Annotated in this window: 15 protein-coding genes; 14 read left to right on the top strand and 1 reads right to left on the bottom strand. The window is 40.2% G+C overall.

Going from position 1 to position 16719, the window contains the following annotated elements:
• Window positions 1-7: 7 nt before the first annotated feature.
• Genes hpaI through hpaD form a run of 5 tightly spaced genes read left to right on the top strand, consistent with a single transcriptional unit; the run spans window position 8 to window position 5703 of the window.
• The gene (hpaI, locus tag P4V41_RS05675; protein ID WP_328083825.1) at window positions 8-931 is read left to right on the top strand and encodes a 2,4-dihydroxyhept-2-ene-1,7-dioic acid aldolase; all 924 of its coding nucleotides are present in this window, start codon (window positions 8-10) and stop codon (window positions 929-931) included.
• Complete coding sequence (locus P4V41_RS05670) at window positions 932-1723, top strand: fumarylacetoacetate hydrolase family protein (RefSeq protein WP_328083824.1); 792 nt, start codon at window positions 932-934, stop codon at window positions 1721-1723.
• Window positions 1707-3221 carry a 5-carboxymethyl-2-hydroxymuconate semialdehyde dehydrogenase gene (gene hpaE / locus P4V41_RS05665; RefSeq protein WP_328083823.1) on the top strand — a complete coding sequence of 505 codons (1515 nt, stop codon included), beginning with the start codon at window positions 1707-1709 and terminating at the stop codon, window positions 3219-3221. Before P4V41_RS05670 ends, hpaE begins: the two co-directional genes overlap by 17 nt.
• A gap of 11 nt (window positions 3222-3232) precedes the next feature.
• A complete protein-coding gene (hpaB, locus tag P4V41_RS05660; protein ID WP_328083822.1) occupies window positions 3233-4708 on the top strand; it encodes a 4-hydroxyphenylacetate 3-monooxygenase, oxygenase component in 1476 nt (491 codons plus the stop codon).
• A gap of 11 nt (window positions 4709-4719) precedes the next feature.
• A complete protein-coding gene (hpaD, locus tag P4V41_RS05655) occupies window positions 4720-5703 on the top strand; it encodes a 3,4-dihydroxyphenylacetate 2,3-dioxygenase (protein WP_328083821.1) in 984 nt (327 codons plus the stop codon).
• A 351-nt stretch (window positions 5704-6054) separates the two neighbouring features.
• Here the strand turns inward: hpaD and P4V41_RS05650 are convergent, their stop codons facing one another.
• Window positions 6055-8133, bottom strand: coding sequence for a sigma 54-interacting transcriptional regulator (locus P4V41_RS05650; protein ID WP_328083819.1), 2079 nt, complete (start codon window positions 8131-8133; stop codon window positions 6055-6057).
• 171 nt (window positions 8134-8304) lie between these two features.
• On the opposite strand from P4V41_RS05650, the gene yfcC reads away from it, so the two are divergent.
• The 9 genes from yfcC (at window position 8305) to P4V41_RS05605 (ending at window position 16677) form a co-directional block, all read left to right on the top strand.
• Window positions 8305-9810 carry a putative basic amino acid antiporter YfcC gene (gene yfcC, locus P4V41_RS05645; protein ID WP_328083818.1) on the top strand — a complete coding sequence of 502 codons (1506 nt, stop codon included), beginning with the start codon at window positions 8305-8307 and terminating at the stop codon, window positions 9808-9810.
• A 31-nt stretch (window positions 9811-9841) separates the two neighbouring features.
• Window positions 9842-11014: a beta-aspartyl-peptidase gene (gene iadA, locus P4V41_RS05640; protein ID WP_328083817.1), complete on the top strand. Its 1173-nt coding sequence runs from the start codon at window positions 9842-9844 to the stop codon at window positions 11012-11014.
• Window positions 11015-11111: 97 nt separating this feature from the next.
• Window positions 11112-11567, top strand: a complete 456-nt coding sequence (locus P4V41_RS05635; RefSeq protein ID WP_328083815.1) for a pyridoxamine 5'-phosphate oxidase family protein — start codon at window positions 11112-11114, stop codon at window positions 11565-11567.
• A 124-nt stretch (window positions 11568-11691) separates the two neighbouring features.
• Window positions 11692-12078, top strand: coding sequence for a hypothetical protein (locus P4V41_RS05630; RefSeq protein WP_328083814.1), 387 nt, complete (start codon window positions 11692-11694; stop codon window positions 12076-12078).
• Window positions 12079-12199: 121 nt separating this feature from the next.
• Entirely contained in the window at window positions 12200-12805 is a 606-nt protein-coding gene (locus P4V41_RS05625) for a TVP38/TMEM64 family protein (RefSeq protein WP_328083813.1), read from the top strand.
• Window positions 12806-12886: 81 nt separating this feature from the next.
• Complete coding sequence (gene map / locus P4V41_RS05620; RefSeq protein WP_328083812.1) at window positions 12887-13636, top strand: type I methionyl aminopeptidase; 750 nt, start codon at window positions 12887-12889, stop codon at window positions 13634-13636.
• Between the two features lie 156 nt (window positions 13637-13792).
• A complete protein-coding gene (locus P4V41_RS05615; RefSeq protein WP_328083811.1) occupies window positions 13793-14194 on the top strand; it encodes a DoxX family protein in 402 nt (133 codons plus the stop codon).
• A gap of 160 nt (window positions 14195-14354) precedes the next feature.
• Window positions 14355-15713, top strand: coding sequence for a magnesium transporter (mgtE, locus tag P4V41_RS05610; RefSeq protein WP_328083810.1), 1359 nt, complete (start codon window positions 14355-14357; stop codon window positions 15711-15713).
• A 139-nt stretch (window positions 15714-15852) separates the two neighbouring features.
• Window positions 15853-16677 carry a GNAT family N-acetyltransferase gene (locus tag P4V41_RS05605; RefSeq protein ID WP_328083809.1) on the top strand — a complete coding sequence of 275 codons (825 nt, stop codon included), beginning with the start codon at window positions 15853-15855 and terminating at the stop codon, window positions 16675-16677.
• Window positions 16678-16719: the final 42 nt, after the last annotated feature.

Raw genomic sequence — 16719 nt, 5'->3', positions numbered from 1 at the left:
TGAAAGCATGAAAGTAGAAGAGGTAAAAAAATCTTTAAGAGGATCAATAGCTCCGATCATCACCCCTTTTCATGATGATGAATCGTTGGATCTTGAAACACTAAAGAATTTAATTGACTGGCATATTCAGTCTGGAAGTCATGGGATTTCCGTGACCGGGACGACAGGAGAACCGTCATCGCTAACATTAAAAGAACGAGAGCTTGTTATGGAAACAGCGATTAAAGCGGTAAACAAGCGCGTGCCTATCGTTCCGGGAACAGGATCGACCAATCATCAAGAATCTCTTCATTTAACGAAGTTAGCTCAAGAAATGGGAGCAGATGCTGCTATGGTAATCGTCCCATACTACAACAAGCCCTCTCAGCATGCACTATACAAACATTTTAAACTCATCGCAGACTCAGTAGATATTCCGCTAATCATTTATAACATCCCTGGAAGAACAGCAGTGAATCTAGAAGTGAAGACACTAGCAAGGCTTAACGAAGACTGTCCGAACATTATCGGAGTTAAAGAATCCAATAAAGATTTTGAGCACATTAACCGAGTACTATTAAACTGTGGACGTGACTTTTTGTTGTACTCAGGCATTGAGCTGCTTTGCTATCCGATGCTTGCTATAGGTGGCGCGGGATACATATCTGCAACAGCTAATGTTCTTCCTTCAAAGGTAGCAGAGGTATACAACGCTTGGGACTCTGGAAATGTAGAAGAAGCACTAAAGCTACATTATGATTTGATGCCTTTGAATGATGTTCTTTTTAAAGATACCAACCCTGCTCCACTAAAAGCCGCATTAGGTATGATGGGTAAGATCAATCCAACATTAAGATTGCCTATGGACTTGCCTGCAGATTCGCTGCAAAAAGAAATTAGAAGCGTACTTGCTGATTACGGGTTAGTAGAAAAAATAGGGAGTGAAGTGTAAATGAAGCATGCACGTGTAATTTTTGAAGGCAGAGAACAAAAAGGAACGGTAGTAGATGATGTAATCACATTTTCATCAGGGAAAACAGCTATGATTACTGAGATCGAAACATGGCTTCCTCCATTTAAGCCGAATAAAATGATCGGTTTAGCGCTAAATTATGCCGATCATGCCGATGAGCTAGGTTTAGAAAAACCAGCTGAACCCGTACTTTTTATTAAGCCAAATTCATCGTTAGTTGGTCATAAAGGTCAAGTTTTCTACCCAGATGGTGCAACATACATGCACTATGAAAATGAACTAGCCGTGGTCATCGGTAAAGAGGGAAGAAATATTAAAGCTGAAAACGCGCTCGAGTTTGTAAGCGGTTACACCATCGCGAATGATGTAACAGTCCGTGATTTTGTGAATAACTGGTATCGTCCACCAGTACGCGCGAAAGGGCATGACACGTTTGGTCCGATGGGTCCTTATTACGTTGATGCCACAGATATCCCAGATGTTACGAACCTAGAACTACGCACATATGTGAACGGAGAGTTGAGACAGCAGGGGAACACGAAGGATTTGATGTATTCAATACCTGAAATTATTGAGTTTGTTTCATCTTTCATGACGCTTGAACCAAATGATGTGATCTGGACGGGCACACCAAAAGGAATATCACACGTTCACCCAGGTGATGTGGTTAGACTTGAGATCGATTACTTAGGCTGTTTAGAGAATACGATCGTTGATGGTCGTACAGAAAAAGTTCCAACTGGAGGGAAGGGTCATGAAACCGGAAATTAAAGAGTTGGTTCACCACTATATAGATGGTCAGTTTGTAACGGGACACAAAGGAGAACTTTTTGTAAACGTAAACCCTTTTACGAATGAAAAGATCAATACGGTTAGTGAAGGTACGATCGAGGATATTAATCGAGCTGCAGCTGCTTCAAAGAAAGCCTTTAAACAAGGCCCTTGGGGAAAGATGAAGCTGGAAAAGCGTCTTCAATATATCTATAAGATTGCCGAACTAATTGATCGTGATGTAGAAGAGATTGCGTTGTTAGAGTCCTATGACACGGGGCTTCCTATTGCTCAAACAAGAAAGATGGTAGGACGTGCAGCGGATAACTTTAGATTTTATGCAGAGATGGTCAAAAACCGCATGTCTGGAGAAGCCTATCATGTGGATGATGAGTTCATGAACTATACGATTCAAAAGCCTTTAGGTGTTGCAGGATTAATTACACCATGGAATGCGCCATTCATGCTCGAGACATGGAAGATTGCACCTGCACTTGCAACGGGAAACACGGTCATACTAAAACCAGCTGAATGGTCGCCATTAACTGCTAATAAACTAGCAGAGCTTGTGGATGAAGCAGGCCTTCCAGCAGGCGTTTTCAACGTTGTTCATGGCTTTGGTGAGACAGCCGGAGCATCACTTGTTGCTCATGAAGACGTGCAGCTCATCTCGTTTACAGGTGAGACGAAAACAGGTTCAGAGATTATGAGAAACGGTGCTGCTTCATTGAAGCGTTTTTCAATGGAACTTGGCGGAAAGTCACCGATCATCGTATTTGATGATTGTGATTTTGAACGTGCTCTTGATGCTTGTGTTTGGGGAATCTTTTCTTTCAATGGAGAAAGGTGTACGGCAAACTCTCGATTGTTTCTTCAAGAGTCTATTAAAGATGAGTTCGTTGCGCGTTTGAAAGAAAGGGTAGACAACATCATCGTAGGGGACCCGTCAGATCCAGAGACAGAAGTCGGGCCGCTCATTCATACGGAACACTATGAAAATGTGAAACGATATTTACAAATTGCAAAAGACGAAGGGGCAGAAGTATACAGTCAAGCACTCTCTGCATCTCACAAAAAAGGAAATTTTGTAGCTCCGACGCTACTATTAAATGTGAAAAATGATATGACTGTGGCTCAAGAAGAAATATTCGGTCCTGTTTTATCTGTGATGACGTTCAAAAAGGAAGAAGAAGTAATTGATTATGCAAATGATATTAAATATGGTTTAGCAGGCTATGTATGGACAAATGATATGAAAAAAGGTTTACGCGTCGCGAATGCAGTTGAAGCTGGAATGCTATGGGTGAACTCGCAAAACGTTCGTGATCTTCGTATTCCTTTCGGTGGCTCTAAAAATTCCGGTATCGGTCGTGAAGGCGGACACTATGCGTTTGAGTTTTATACCGAGATGAAGGTCGTGCATGTTGCACTCGCTGACCATCACATTCAGCAGTTCGGAAAGAAAAAACAGTCGCTTCAAACCGAAGCGAAACATTAGGAGGGATTTCTTTGCCTGCACGCACGGGGGAACAATATATCCAAGGGATTTCAAAGGCTAAGAATAACGTTTGGATTCATGGTGAGAAAGTGGAAGATGTTCCTTCTCATCCAGCTTTTCGAAACATTGTAAGATCCATTGCTAACCTGTATGACCTCCAGCATGAAAAAGCAGACAAGATGCTCTATACCTCTGAACAGACAGGAGATAAAGTTGGTCTTTCCTTTATCGCTCCTAAAACGGTAGACGATCTCATTCGCCGACGTGAGATGATTTCAGAATGGGCGGGATACACAGGCGGAATGATGGGGCGTACGCCAGATTATTTAAACACGAGTGTTATGGCTTTCGGTACGTCAGGTAACTTTTTTGCACAAAACGATCCGATGTTTGCGGAGAACGCAAGAAAGTATTATGACTATTGCCGAGAAAATGACATCAGCTTAACGCATACATTAATTCATCCACAGACCAATCGTTCGAAAAAGCAGTCTGAGCAAAAAGATCCCTATTTATCTGCTCGCATCGTTGAAAAAAATAAAGATGGAATTGTAGTGAAAGGTGCTAGATTGCTAGCAACGCTCGGTGGGGTAACGGATGAAATCGTTGTATTCCCGTCAACATTGAACAAGGCTTCTTCTGAAGATGATCCGTATGCGATGGCATTTGCTATCCCGAACAATACAGAGGGTCTAAAGTTCTTATGTCGTGAATCTTTTGATACGGGACGAAGCCAATGGGATCATCCGCTAAGCTCTCGCTTTGAAGAGAGTGATGCAATCGTTGTTTTTGATAACGTACTCGTACCGTGGGAGCGCGTTTTCGTAAGTGGTAACTCTGATATCTGTAACCGTACGTATGTGGAGACAAACGCGATCGTTCATATGGCACATCAAGTAATTGCGAAGAATACTGTAAAAACTGAATTTGTGCTAGGCGTCATCTTAAATATGATGGAATCGATCGGTATTGATGTGTTTCCTCATGTTAAAGAGAAAGCATCTGAAGTGATGCTGATTCTCGAAACGATGCGTTCACACCTTTATCGTGCAGAGCACAACGCGTCTATTGATAAATACGGAAACATGACACCGGACTTTGCACCTTTGAACGCTGCACGTAACTGGTATCCGAAAATGTATCAGCGTATTGTTGAAATTGTGAAAATCCTAGGAGCATCTGGCTTGATGGGGATTCCGACAGAAGCAGATTTTAATGCAGACGATATCGGTGAACTCGTGCATCGCTATACACAAGGTGCCAACATTGATGGCTACGAGCGTACTCAATTGTTCCGCTTAGCTTGGGACATTTCCATCAGCACGTTTGGTGGCCGCCAAGCTCTTTATGAATACTATTTCTTTGGTGATCCGGCGCGTATGTCGAACATTTATTATGATCAATTTAACAAAGAGCCTTACAAAGCAATGGTAAAGGATTTTCTGCAGCGCGTGAATTCCAAAAGCCATAACTACAGTAGTGTATAGGAGGAGTCGTCATGGATTTTAACATTATACGAATCGCGCGTGTTGTCATGAACGTAACCGACCTCCATGCTTCCCGTGATTTTTATGTAAATGCTCTAGGGTTCATTGAAACTGCCGCTACTTCAGAGTGGATGGCATTACGCGGACTGGAGGAACACTCCCATCACAGCCTTCTTTTGAAAAAGGCAGATAAGCCTGGTGTCCATGTCGTGAGCTACAAAGTTTGGGAAGACAGCCACTTGAATGAGCTTGAAACCTTTTTTAAAGGAAAGGGCGCCAAAGTGTTGTGGAAAGATGCAGAACCTTCCGTCGGTATTGGTAAAACGTTATGTGTGGAGGACCCTTCAGGCATCCCGCTTGAGTTTTTTGTGGAGATGGAAAGTGTTGAAAGGTGTATCCAAAAGTATGATTTGTACCGCGGAGCACGTGTTCAGCGTATCGATCACATCAACTGTATGGGGTCAGATGTTGAAGCTGCTGTTCAATTCTATACAGATGAGCTCGGGTTTCGCGTTTCGGAATATACGGCAACAGAAGATGATCGAACATGGGCTGCGTGGCTTCACCGGAAACCGACCGTTCATGATGTTGCTTTTATGAACGGAGAAGGTCCTCGTCTTCATCACGTAGGATTTTGGTTATCTGATCCCATGAGCTTGATTCATTGCTGTGATGTGATGGCGAGCATGGGTTATGCAGACAACATCGAACGTGGGCCAGGTCGTCACGGCTTATCAAATGCATTCTTTTTATATGTTCGTGATCCGGATGGAAATCGCATTGAGTTATATAATGGTGACTATCTCACGAGTGATCCTGACTTTAAGCCGATCAAGTGGGATATTAACGACCCGAGGCGCCAGACGTTTTGGGGACATAAAGCTCCTGACAGCTGGTTTAACGAAGCGACTTCTTTTTTGAGTTTGGAAAAAGGTGAGCCTGTAAAGCTGAAAAGTCCGACTCTAGCGCAACGTAAGCCTGATTTTGTGACTTGATCTTAGGATGAAGTTTTTTCAATGAAATTAAAGCAATTGAAGCCGGCTCCTGCTTATTTTGTTCGCAGGAGCCGGATTTTTGTTTAGGAGTATGTACTGTAGGTGAGCCCACACAATGATTTATGCTCGTCTAGTGGTATTTATGCACGCTGGACGAGCGATTCTCAGGTTTTATGATCGATTCTCAGGTTTTATGATCGATTCTCAGTTTTTATGAGCGATACTCAGGTTTTATGAGCGATACTCAGGTTTTATGATCGATTCTCAGGTTTTATGATCAATTCCCAGTTTTTATGAGCGATACTCAGGTTTTATGAGCGATACTCAGGTTTTATGATCGATTCTCAAGTTTTATGATTTCTCCAACTCATTCTTAATATAATTTAGTCCGCTCTCTGTCAGCCGCGTACCTTTTCGTCCTTTTGCTTTCACGATAGATCCTTTGCTCTCCAAGAGGTCTAAGCGCAATCTGATTTGAGCTTCCGACAGCTTAACGCCTTGTAACTCCAAATCCCTCAGTAAGCCCTTCCTGCTAGATGGTTTACCACAGCAATAATTGCGATAGATGCAGCTCATAATTGCAGCTTCTTCATTTGGTGCGATAAGTGGCGGCAGTTTCTCCGATGTAGCAGAAATTTCCTTGAATGCCTCTGCCTCAAAAGGTCTATCATCACTTTTTATTGTCATCACTTCCTGAGGCAGATCTTTAACAGTAATTTTCTCTCTGTCGCAAACAGCAAGCATATAATCAATAGCGTTCTTTAATTCTCTAATATTACCCGTCCAAGAGCGGTTTGTAAGATGGTCAACGACTTCATTCTCTACTTTCATTCTTTTTGAGGTACGAATCGCTAAAAAATGATTCAGTAAAAGTGGTATATCTCCTTTTCTTTCTCGGAGAGCTGGAATTTTTAAGTATAGAACATTCAAACGATGATACAGATCTTCTCGGAACAAACCTTTCTTTATGTCGGATACCAGGTCTTTGTTCGTTGCAGAGATAACCCTTACGTTAATAGGGAGTACACGAGTTCCTCCAACTCGTCTTAATTCTTTTTCTTGAAGAACACGTAAGAGTCGTGTTTGAAGTTTTACACTAATATCACCAATTTCATCGAGAAAAAGGGTACCGCCTTCTGCTTGTTCAAAGAGACCTTGTTTTCCGCCTTTTTTTGCACCAGTAAATGCACCTTCTTCGTATCCGAATAGTTCACTTTCTAATAGATCCTCAGAAAGGGCAGAACAGTTTACCGCTAGGAAGGGACCGTTTCTTCTGCCGGATTCGTTATGTATGGCACTTGCGAAGAGTTCTTTACCTGTCCCGCTCTCGCCTTGTAAAAGGAGAGAAAGATCTGTTACAGCAAGTTTCTTTGCAATGTGTTTTGTTTGAACTACTGACTCAGAGTCACCGACGATATCACTAAAAAAATACTTTGCGATATAGCCTTTCCGTTTAAGTTCATATCGTGCTGCCTTTTCCATTGAGATTGTAGTACTCGTGTTTTTGAATGTTGCAATCAACGTGTTTTCAGCCGGTAATGCAAACCGGTGAACCATAACATTTGTATCATTGATCGTAAAAAATTGATCTGATTGATCACTTGAAGTATCTGTGAGAAAGTTCAGGAGCTCATTATCTTTAATAATGTGTTTGATATGTTTTCCTACAGCTTGCTTTGAGTGGATTAGAAATATATTCTTCAGCTCTTCGTTGAATACGGTGATTTTTCCCGTATGATCGAATGAAAGAATACCATCATTCACACCATTTAATACTTTGTCCAAATGTTCGTTGAGCTGAAGGGCCTTTTGATTAGCGTGGGAAAGTTTCTTTGACAACTGAATAATTTTTTCTGTGAATCGCTCAGAAATGCCTGTTGCTCGGTCATCTAATACGCCAAGTTCGCTCAAAATCTCTGTTATAGTAGTTATGTCAATCAGGCGTACACCAATATTAATAATTCTCTTAACCTCTTTCGGTACTAGATGCATCTCGCCGGGTGTCACAGCGATATCGGCAAATTGATAGTGAGAAATGCCAGGGTAATAGGGTAGGTAATTTAGGTGATCTATTCCTAGATGTATGAGAGTTTGTACGGACTGTTCTACTGTTTGAGGAAAATCGTTCACATACATAACATCTGTACCTTTTGGCAGTTGTAAAAGCTGATCAAGATATTCATAGTTAACAGTTCGTCTGGCGGTAATCACTCTACAAGATTCACTCAAACAGTGAGCTACCTCACGTTTTATAAGATAAGATGATAGAATTACGACTTCATTTTCTAATCGTGTAGGAAGTATCTCTTCAGAAGAATAACTTCTAATATGAAAATAGTCGCCTAATATGGATTGAAGTTGTCGGGATAATGCAATACGAGTTTCCTTTGTGCCTGCTAAAAGAACGATCTGCTTTTGGATCTCCATCATATACACCTTCTTTAATGGTCTCTTTTGGGTTGTTAATTGGTTATGAAACTATTATCTTATAACGAGCCAATTAATAAAACAAAATATTTAAAAACCTTTAACAAAGAGAAACTGAATGTTGGCATAATTCTTGCACATGTATAACGTGAATTTAGAAAAGGGGGAAGTAAAGTGGATAAGAAGAAAAGAAGGTTTGAGATGCCAGATACGTTTGTTATCGTTTTTTTTGTTGTAGCTTTAATGGCGCTTCTAACGTATGTCATTCCGGCAGGTCAATTTGAAACGAAAGAAACGACCTATACGCAAGGCGGGGAAGAGCAGACGAAAACAGTACTTGTTCCTGACAGCTTTTCGTATGTAAAAGGGGAAGACGGTGAGCCAGCTACTCAAGGGGTCAGTCTGTTTGAAGAAGGCGGCGGTGCCGGATTCTTGAACTATATCTTTGAAGGTTTAGTTACTGGGGATAAGTGGGGATCGGCTGTTGGGGTTGTTGCATTTATTCTGATTATCGGTGGCGCTTTTGGAATTATTATGAAAACGCGTGCGATAGAAGATAGTATTTTAAAGATGATTGATCGTACAAAAGGAAAAGAAGTCCTTATTATTCCAATTATGTTCTTGTTATTCTCTTTAGGTGGAGCCGTATTTGGGATGGGTGAAGAAGCTATTGCGTTTGCAATGATTCTGGTACCGGTTGTAGTTGCTCTTGGTTATGATGCGATTACAGCAGTTATGATTACGTATGTTGCGACACAGATTGGTTTTGCCACATCATGGATGAACCCCTTTGGTGTAGCGATTGCGCAAGGGATTGCTGGAGTTCCTGTTTTATCCGGTGCACCTTTCCGGATTGGTATGTGGGCATTCTTTACATTAGTGGGTATCGTTTATACATGGATCTATGCTTCTAGAATTAGAAAAGATCCTAGACGTTCACTGTCTTATGAGTCAGATGCATATTTCCGAGAAGATTTTAAACAATCGGATATAAAAGCGAAATTTGGAACAGGACATATCCTTATTCTTTTAACAATATTGGCAGGAGTAATCTGGATTGTATGGGGCGTTGTTGAAAGAGCATACTACATTCCTGAAATTGCAACTCAATTTTTCACAATTGGTTTAGTTGCAGGTATAATTGGAGTAATCTTCAAATTGAATAATATGACAGTTAACGGTATATCTGATGGATTCAAACAAGGTGCTAGAGATATTCTCCCAGCAGCCCTTATTGTTGGTATGGCAAAAGGGGTTATCATTATGCTTGGTGGAGACAACCCGGCAGAGCCTTCCGTATTAAACACAATGCTAAATGCAGCAGGGGGTCTAGTGTCAGATGTTCCTGTAGCTGTTTCGGCATGGATCATGTATGTATTCCAAGCTGTGTTCAACTTCTTTATCGTTTCCGGTTCAGGTCAAGCCGCTCTTACTATGCCGTTAATGTCTCCGCTCGCTGACATTGCAGGTGTCACAAGACAAGTGGCAGTACTTGCGTTCCAGCTTGGTGACGGCTTTACTAACATGATCGTACCTACTTCCGGGGCATTGATGGGAACGCTTGGTGCAGCACGTATCGAGTGGTCCAAATGGTTCAAGTTCCAGATTAAGTTTCAGCTATTGTTGTTTATTTTAGCTTCTATAGTAATTGTTACAGCAGTACTGATTGGTTTTAAATAACAAATCTTTAAAGAATAAAGGAATGATTCACATGTTTACACTTATTAAAGGCGGTGAGGTATACGCGCCTCATTATCTCGGTAAAAAGGATATCTTACTGGCTGCCGGGAAAATCGCCAGCATTTCAGAAAATATGGATTGGCCGGTACCCGCTTTAGATATCCATGTTATTGATGCGACAGGTAAAGTGGTGGTGCCGGGCTTTATCGATGCACATGTTCATATTACTGGCGGTGGAGGAGAAGGCGGATATAAAACAAGAACTCCAGAGATTTATTTGTCTGATGTTACTAAAGCAGGTGTGACGACGATTGTTGGTGTGATTGGTACGGACGGAATAGCCCGGACGATGACTTCTTTAATCGCAAAAGCAAAAGCGCTTAAAGAGGAAGGAATCTCGTGCTTTGTGCATACCGGTTCCTATCAAGTTCCTGTTAAAACGTTAACGGGGAATATTGAAACAGACATCATGATGGTTGATGAAATTATCGGTGTAGGTGAAATTGCTATTTCTGACCATCGATCCAGCCAGCCGAACGCTCATGAACTAGCAAGACTTGCATCTCAAGCTAGAGTTGCAGGTATGCTTTCAGGAAAAGCTGGTGTTGTGAACATTCACCTTGGCGATAGCAAACGGATGTTATCTTTAATTGAAGAAGTTGTGGAAACGACTGATCTGCCTCTTTCTCAGTTTTATCCGACGCATATTAACCGGAATTCTTATTTGTTTGAAGCAGGGATTCAGTTTGCAAAAAAAGGCGGTATTGTAGATTTCACAACCAGTACGACGAAACAATTTTTAGAAGAAGGCGAAGTTAAATGCTCTATTGGACTTAGAAGGATGCTTGATGCCGGTGTGGCGATTGAGCAAATTACGTTTACATCAGATGCACAAGGAAGTTTGCCTGCATTTAATGAATTTGGAGAATTTACTGGCCTGCGTATCGGTAAAGTGAACTCGCTTTATGGCGAAGTACGTGACGCTGTTATAACAGAAGGTGTTCCACTTCAAGTGGCATTGCAGACAATTACTTCTAATCCTGCGCGCATTTTAAAGCTTAAACAAAAAGGTAGACTGCAAGAAGGGCTGGATGCTGATCTTGTACTACTTAATGGAGATCTAAGCATCGATTCAGTTATAGCGTTGGGGCAAGTAATGGTACAAGACGGGGAAGCTATAATTAAGGGAACATTCGAAGAGTAAAGGAAGCTGATTCTTAGCTTCCTTTTTTACTTTTAAGTTAAGAAAAATATGGTAAAATAAATAGCATACATATCTATCATTCGAAGGTGGCGATCATATGGCGAAACAGGAAATACCAACAACGTTAAGTCCTGAATTGTTTGAACACCTGCAAGGCGAACAACTTGTCCTTTTAGGGACCGTTGATGTAGAAACGAAAGCTCCATCCGTTAACGCGATATCATGGGTAAAGAGTTTGTCAAAAGAGAAGATTCGGTTTACGGTGACGAACAATTCACGCATTGTAACAAATATTAAAGATAATCCACATGTGGTTCTCACGGTAGTAGGGCTTGAAACCGTGTATTCAATTAATGGAAAAGCGAACATACTTCAAGAAACAATGGAAGGTGTACCGTTAAAGCTTGCAAAGATTGAAGTGGATATTGATCAAGTGTTTGAAAGTATGTTTTGGGGTGCGAAGATCGTTCAGGAACCGGTGTATGAAAAGACGTATAATGAAAAGAAAGCAAAAGAGTTAGATGTACAAGTGTACGATGCTCTAATGAAATAAAGCTGACTTATTTACAACTAGAAGAAACGTACAAACCGTCAAAACATTATGTTGGGGCGGTTTTTTGTTTACTTTTAGATCCGTGCAACAAAATGCTGTCTTATGAAATAGGGGGTAATCACAAATGCCTATCATATACCGATTGTTTCTCTTATCGGGGCTTCTTTCAATCTTGGTTGGGATCGTACAGATCACGAGTCTTGTGAGAACTAAAGCAGATGGTCTGAATGTTTGGGGATATCTTCTTCTCCTGTGGGGTATTGTTGCATTTCTTTGTGCTATAAACCGCTATACTATTAGGTGGATACACAAATTATTAGCTGCGGTAGGAGCATTACTACATGGAACGGTAGTTATGTATAGTCTTTTGTTTCCGTTGGGTGATGAGACAAAAGGTATGCAGTTCATAAGTTTTTTGTACCCTATAATGTCTATCATCTCAGTATGTTGCTGCGGCTTTATTCTAGGACAAAAAAGGAATAAAGCATATTCAAAAACGATCAGTAAATAGTGACCTTTTTTCACTTTATGATAAAATTAAATAATTGGATCGTTGTTTTTCTGTAAGGCGGTTTTAAACAAGGTAACTGTGGCAACGATGATGGTATGAGGAAGAAAAGGGTGAACAATTGATGGACTGGCGAAACTGGGAACGCTATTTTACTGAAAAAAATATATTGGAACTACTTGATCAATATAAAGATCTAGGTTTCTTGCCAGGAATATTGCTACCTATGCTTGAATCATTTTTGCCGATCCTTCCACTTTTCATTTTTGTAGCGGGAAATGCAGCGGCATATGGATTTTGGTTAGGCTTTCTTTATTCGTGGATTGGGGTTTGCATAGGTTCTATCATTGTGTTTCTACTAGTACGACGATTTGGTCAGAAGCGATTTTTGAACTTTTTAAACAGACATACAAACACAACACGAATGCTAGGATGGGTTGAGAGGCACGGCTTCGGTATGCTTTTTCTCATTTATTGTTTTCCGTTTACCCCATCTGCTCTTGTTAACGTAGTAGGCGGTTTATCTCGAATTAATATGAAAACATTTCTGCTAGCGTTGACTCTCGGTAAATTGGTGATGATCGCAATCGTTTCATTTATTGGATATGACTTTGTTGATGTGTTGAAGAGTCCTTTAAAGCTCGGGATGATCGCTTTTGGTATATTTGTATTGTGGCTAGGTGGAAAAATAGTTGAATCAAGACTAAAAGAATCTGAGCACCGAGCGTGATGAAAGCGCTAGGTGCTTTTTTGCTTTCACGAAGATCTTTTTCCTTGAATATAGTTAAAAAAGAGGAAGGGAGACTTTGTTTTGATCAATATCAAGTCACAAAAGCAGATTGAAAAGATGAAGGAAGCAGGAAGATTGCTCGCATCCTGTCATAAAGAATTAAGTAAATTAGTTACACCTGGCACAACAACGTTGAAACTAGATCAATTTGTTGAAAGTTATTTATTTAGCCATGGAGCAAAGGCTGCTCAAAAAGGATATATGGGCTATCCGTTTGCAACTTGTGCTTCTGTGAATGATGAAGTCTGTCACGGGCTTCCGAATAAAAGAGCGTTAAGAGACGGAGATATCGTAACGATTGATTTTGTCGTGAATTTGAACGGATGGCTAGCCGATTCTGCATGGTCGTATGCAGTTGGGAACGCTTCTAAGAAGTCTCAAGCTTTGTTGGACGCAACAAAGAAAGCTCTATATATAGGAATAGAAGAAGCTCAAGTAGGTAATCGTATAGGTGATATCGGTCATGCGATCCAGTCCTATGCGGAGAATAAAGGATATTCAATCGTTCGAGAATTTATTGGCCATGGTATCGGTCGCGCCATACATGAAGAACCTCAAGTTCATCATGTGGGGGAGAGAAATACGGGTATTACTTTAAAAGAAGGTATGGTTATAACCATCGAACCTATACTCAATCAAGGGCGGCCACATGTTAGTTTGATGCAAGATGGCTGGACGGCAGTCACATTTGATGGAAGTCTATCAGCACAATATGAACATACCGTTGCCATCACGAAAGATGGACCAATTATTTTAACAGAACAAGCTTAAAATAAACATTGCCGCATATTCTTTAGGGAGAAGAGCGGTAATTTTTTTTGCACCTAAGATTATTTTTTAAAAGTAACTTGACATATAAAAGTTACTCATTGTAATATACTAACATAAAGTAAGTAAAAAAAACGAAAAGAAAGAGGGGATTATGAGATGGTTTCATTAGGATTACTTATTATTCGATTAGTTGTGGGTCTAGCACTAGCGGCACATGGAGCGCAAAAGTTGTTTGGGTGGTTTGGTGGCTACGGATTAAAAGGAACCGGAGGCTGGATGGAATCTATTGGTATAAAACCAGGCTATACGATGGCTCTATTAGCAGGTCTGGCTGAATTTGGCGGTGGAGTTTTGTTTGCTGCAGGTTTATTCACCGAAATTGGTGCTGTGCTGATCGCTGGAACGATGCTGGTGGCTGCGGTTAAAGTGCACTTACAGAATGGATTTTGGGTAACAGCGAACGGCTATGAATTCAACCTTGTCTTAATTGCCGTAGTGGTTGGAGTCGCCTTAATAGGTGCAGGAGATTATTCTCTGGATTACCTTTGGTTAAAATAAATAGAAGACAGATTTAAATGATGAAACCACTTTATGCTAAGTGGTTTTTTTGTTTATCCAAAATGATGACGACCCATAAAAAGATTAAATACGATACCATAGTCACAGTTAGAAAAATCACTTATAATGGTGAAGTACTTTTATAAGGAGGTGACGTTCCTTGTTTAAAGAGATGTCAGAAAACCAGATACTTTTATATGTCATAAAAAACTTAAAAGAGTTGCGGAAAAAGGAATTTCAGCTTTTAATCGATGAACTTCACCCGTATGATATTGCAAATGTTTATAAAAATTTGCCTGAGAAGCACAGACATAAGTTTGTTACCTTCTTAACCACGAGACAGATTGCATCCTTGATTCAAGAGCTTGAAAGTGATCTTCAAATGGAAATACTGAATAAGCTCGGCATTGAACGATCATCTCACATCATGAACTTAATGGAAAATGACGATTTGGCCGATCTTCTCGGCAATTTGGATGTTAATGAGATCCAAGATTTTCTGTCTTCCATGAAAGCAGACGAATCGAAAACGGTTCAAAGTCTAATGCAGTATGATTCAGATACTGCTGGTGGAATCATGACGAACCGGTTTGTGTGGATTCCTCAAGTTTACACTGTCAGAGATGCGGTTGAAAAGCTAAAGACTTTTGCTGGATTCGCAGAAAATATTTATTACTTATACGTAATTGATAATGATAGAAAGCTTGTTGGAGTTGTCTCTTATCGTGATCTTTTATTAGCAGAGATGGATGAGAAGATAGAAGAGATCATGTACAGCCGGGTTATCTCTGTACCCGCAGAGACAGACCAAGAAGAAGTGGCCCGTACAATTGAGCGCTATGACTTTATTGCGGTCCCAGTAACGGATGAACATGATCGTTTGATCGGAATTGTCACAGTCGATGATGTACTCGATGTACTAATTGAAGAAGCGAATGAAGACATCGAGAAGTTATCGGCAACGGGTAAATCCATTGATTTTCAAACAAGTGCCCTTGTAGCTTCATATAGAAGACTGCCCTGGCTTATTCTACTTCTGTTTATCGGGATTCTATCTGGGAGTATTATTAGTACGTTTGAAGGAACGATCGAACGCGCGGTCGCACTTACGTATTTTATGCCAATGATTGCGGGTATGACAGGGAACACAGGTACACAGTCCCTTGCGGTTGTAGTTCGTGGACTTGTGTCTCATGACATCGACCGGCCGACCATTGTGAAATTAATTCTCCGAGAATTTGGTGTAGGGTTTATTATAGGAATTACATGCGGAATTCTAATTTCAATTGTAGCGTTTCTATGGAAAGGTAATCTAATATTGGGACTTGTTGTAGGCAGCTCTTTGTTCTTTACATTGATAATTGGTACGCTTGCAGGAACACTTATTCCGTTATTACTCTATAGATTTAAGATTGATCCAGCGGTGGCATCGGGACCACTTATTACAACATTGAATGATATTTTTTCACTCTTGGTATACTTTGGTACTGCAACAATGTTCTTATCATACTTGCTGTAAATAAAAGCTATCTCTTCCATTGAAACAAATAAGGTGTTGATAAAAATCAGTCGTTTGACTGATTTTTTTTATTATAAAAAAATGTTGCATTTTTCCAATTTACGGATAAAATTAAAACAACTTAAGGAGGAGTTTACAGATGATAGTTAAGATGGATCAAACGTGGCACGAAAAGGTTATGGACTATTTAAGTGAAGAACCCGCACTAAACTTATTTATTATTGCTGATATTGAGAACTTTGGTTATGAAACAGATTCACAAGAAGTCTGGGCAGATGTTGATGATAAAGAATCTATCACCGGTATTCTTCTACGTTATAAAGGAAACTATCTTCCTTATGGAAAAGGAAAAATTAACGCAAAAGCATTTTCAGAAATTATTAATAAAGATAAAAGTTACGAAATGCTTTCTGGAAAAAAGGAAATTACCGAGCAGTTTGTTCCTTTTCTAAATATTGAGCGAACAAAAGAACTGTATTTTGCTGAATTGGTGGACGCTAAAGCATTAAACAAAAATAGCTCAAGACAAAATATAAGACAAGCAGATATTAATGACGTAGAAAGTCTCATGGAATTGAAATACTTGATCAAGGAATTCTCAATTGGAAAAACTGCTAAAGAAAGCTTGGAGCAGGCATTAACGACGAAAACAGGACGTACTTACTTTATAAAAGAAGAGGACACAGTGGTTTCTTGTGCATCTTCTACGGCTGAAAATTCATTGTCAGCGATGATTGTCGGCGTTTGTTCACATCCTGAAAAAAGAAACAAAGGGTATGCCTCACTTTGTATGGAAGCGCTATGTTACGATATTCTAGCTGAAGGAAAAACACTCTGTCTTTTTTATGATAACCCAAAAGCAGGCTCAATTTATAAACGTTTAGGCTTTTACGATATTGGTCATTGGAGTATGAACTACCCACTCCAAACAACTGATTCACAAAAGCAGCAAGGGACAGTGTGATAAGCATTAACACTAAAAACAGCCTAAGGAAATAATAAAAGA

This window comes from Fictibacillus nanhaiensis (assembly GCF_036213205.1).
In the GTDB taxonomy this organism is placed as follows: domain Bacteria; phylum Bacillota; class Bacilli; order Bacillales; family Fictibacillaceae; genus Fictibacillus; species Fictibacillus nanhaiensis_E.
This window is presented reverse-complemented; position numbering and strand designations above follow the sequence as displayed.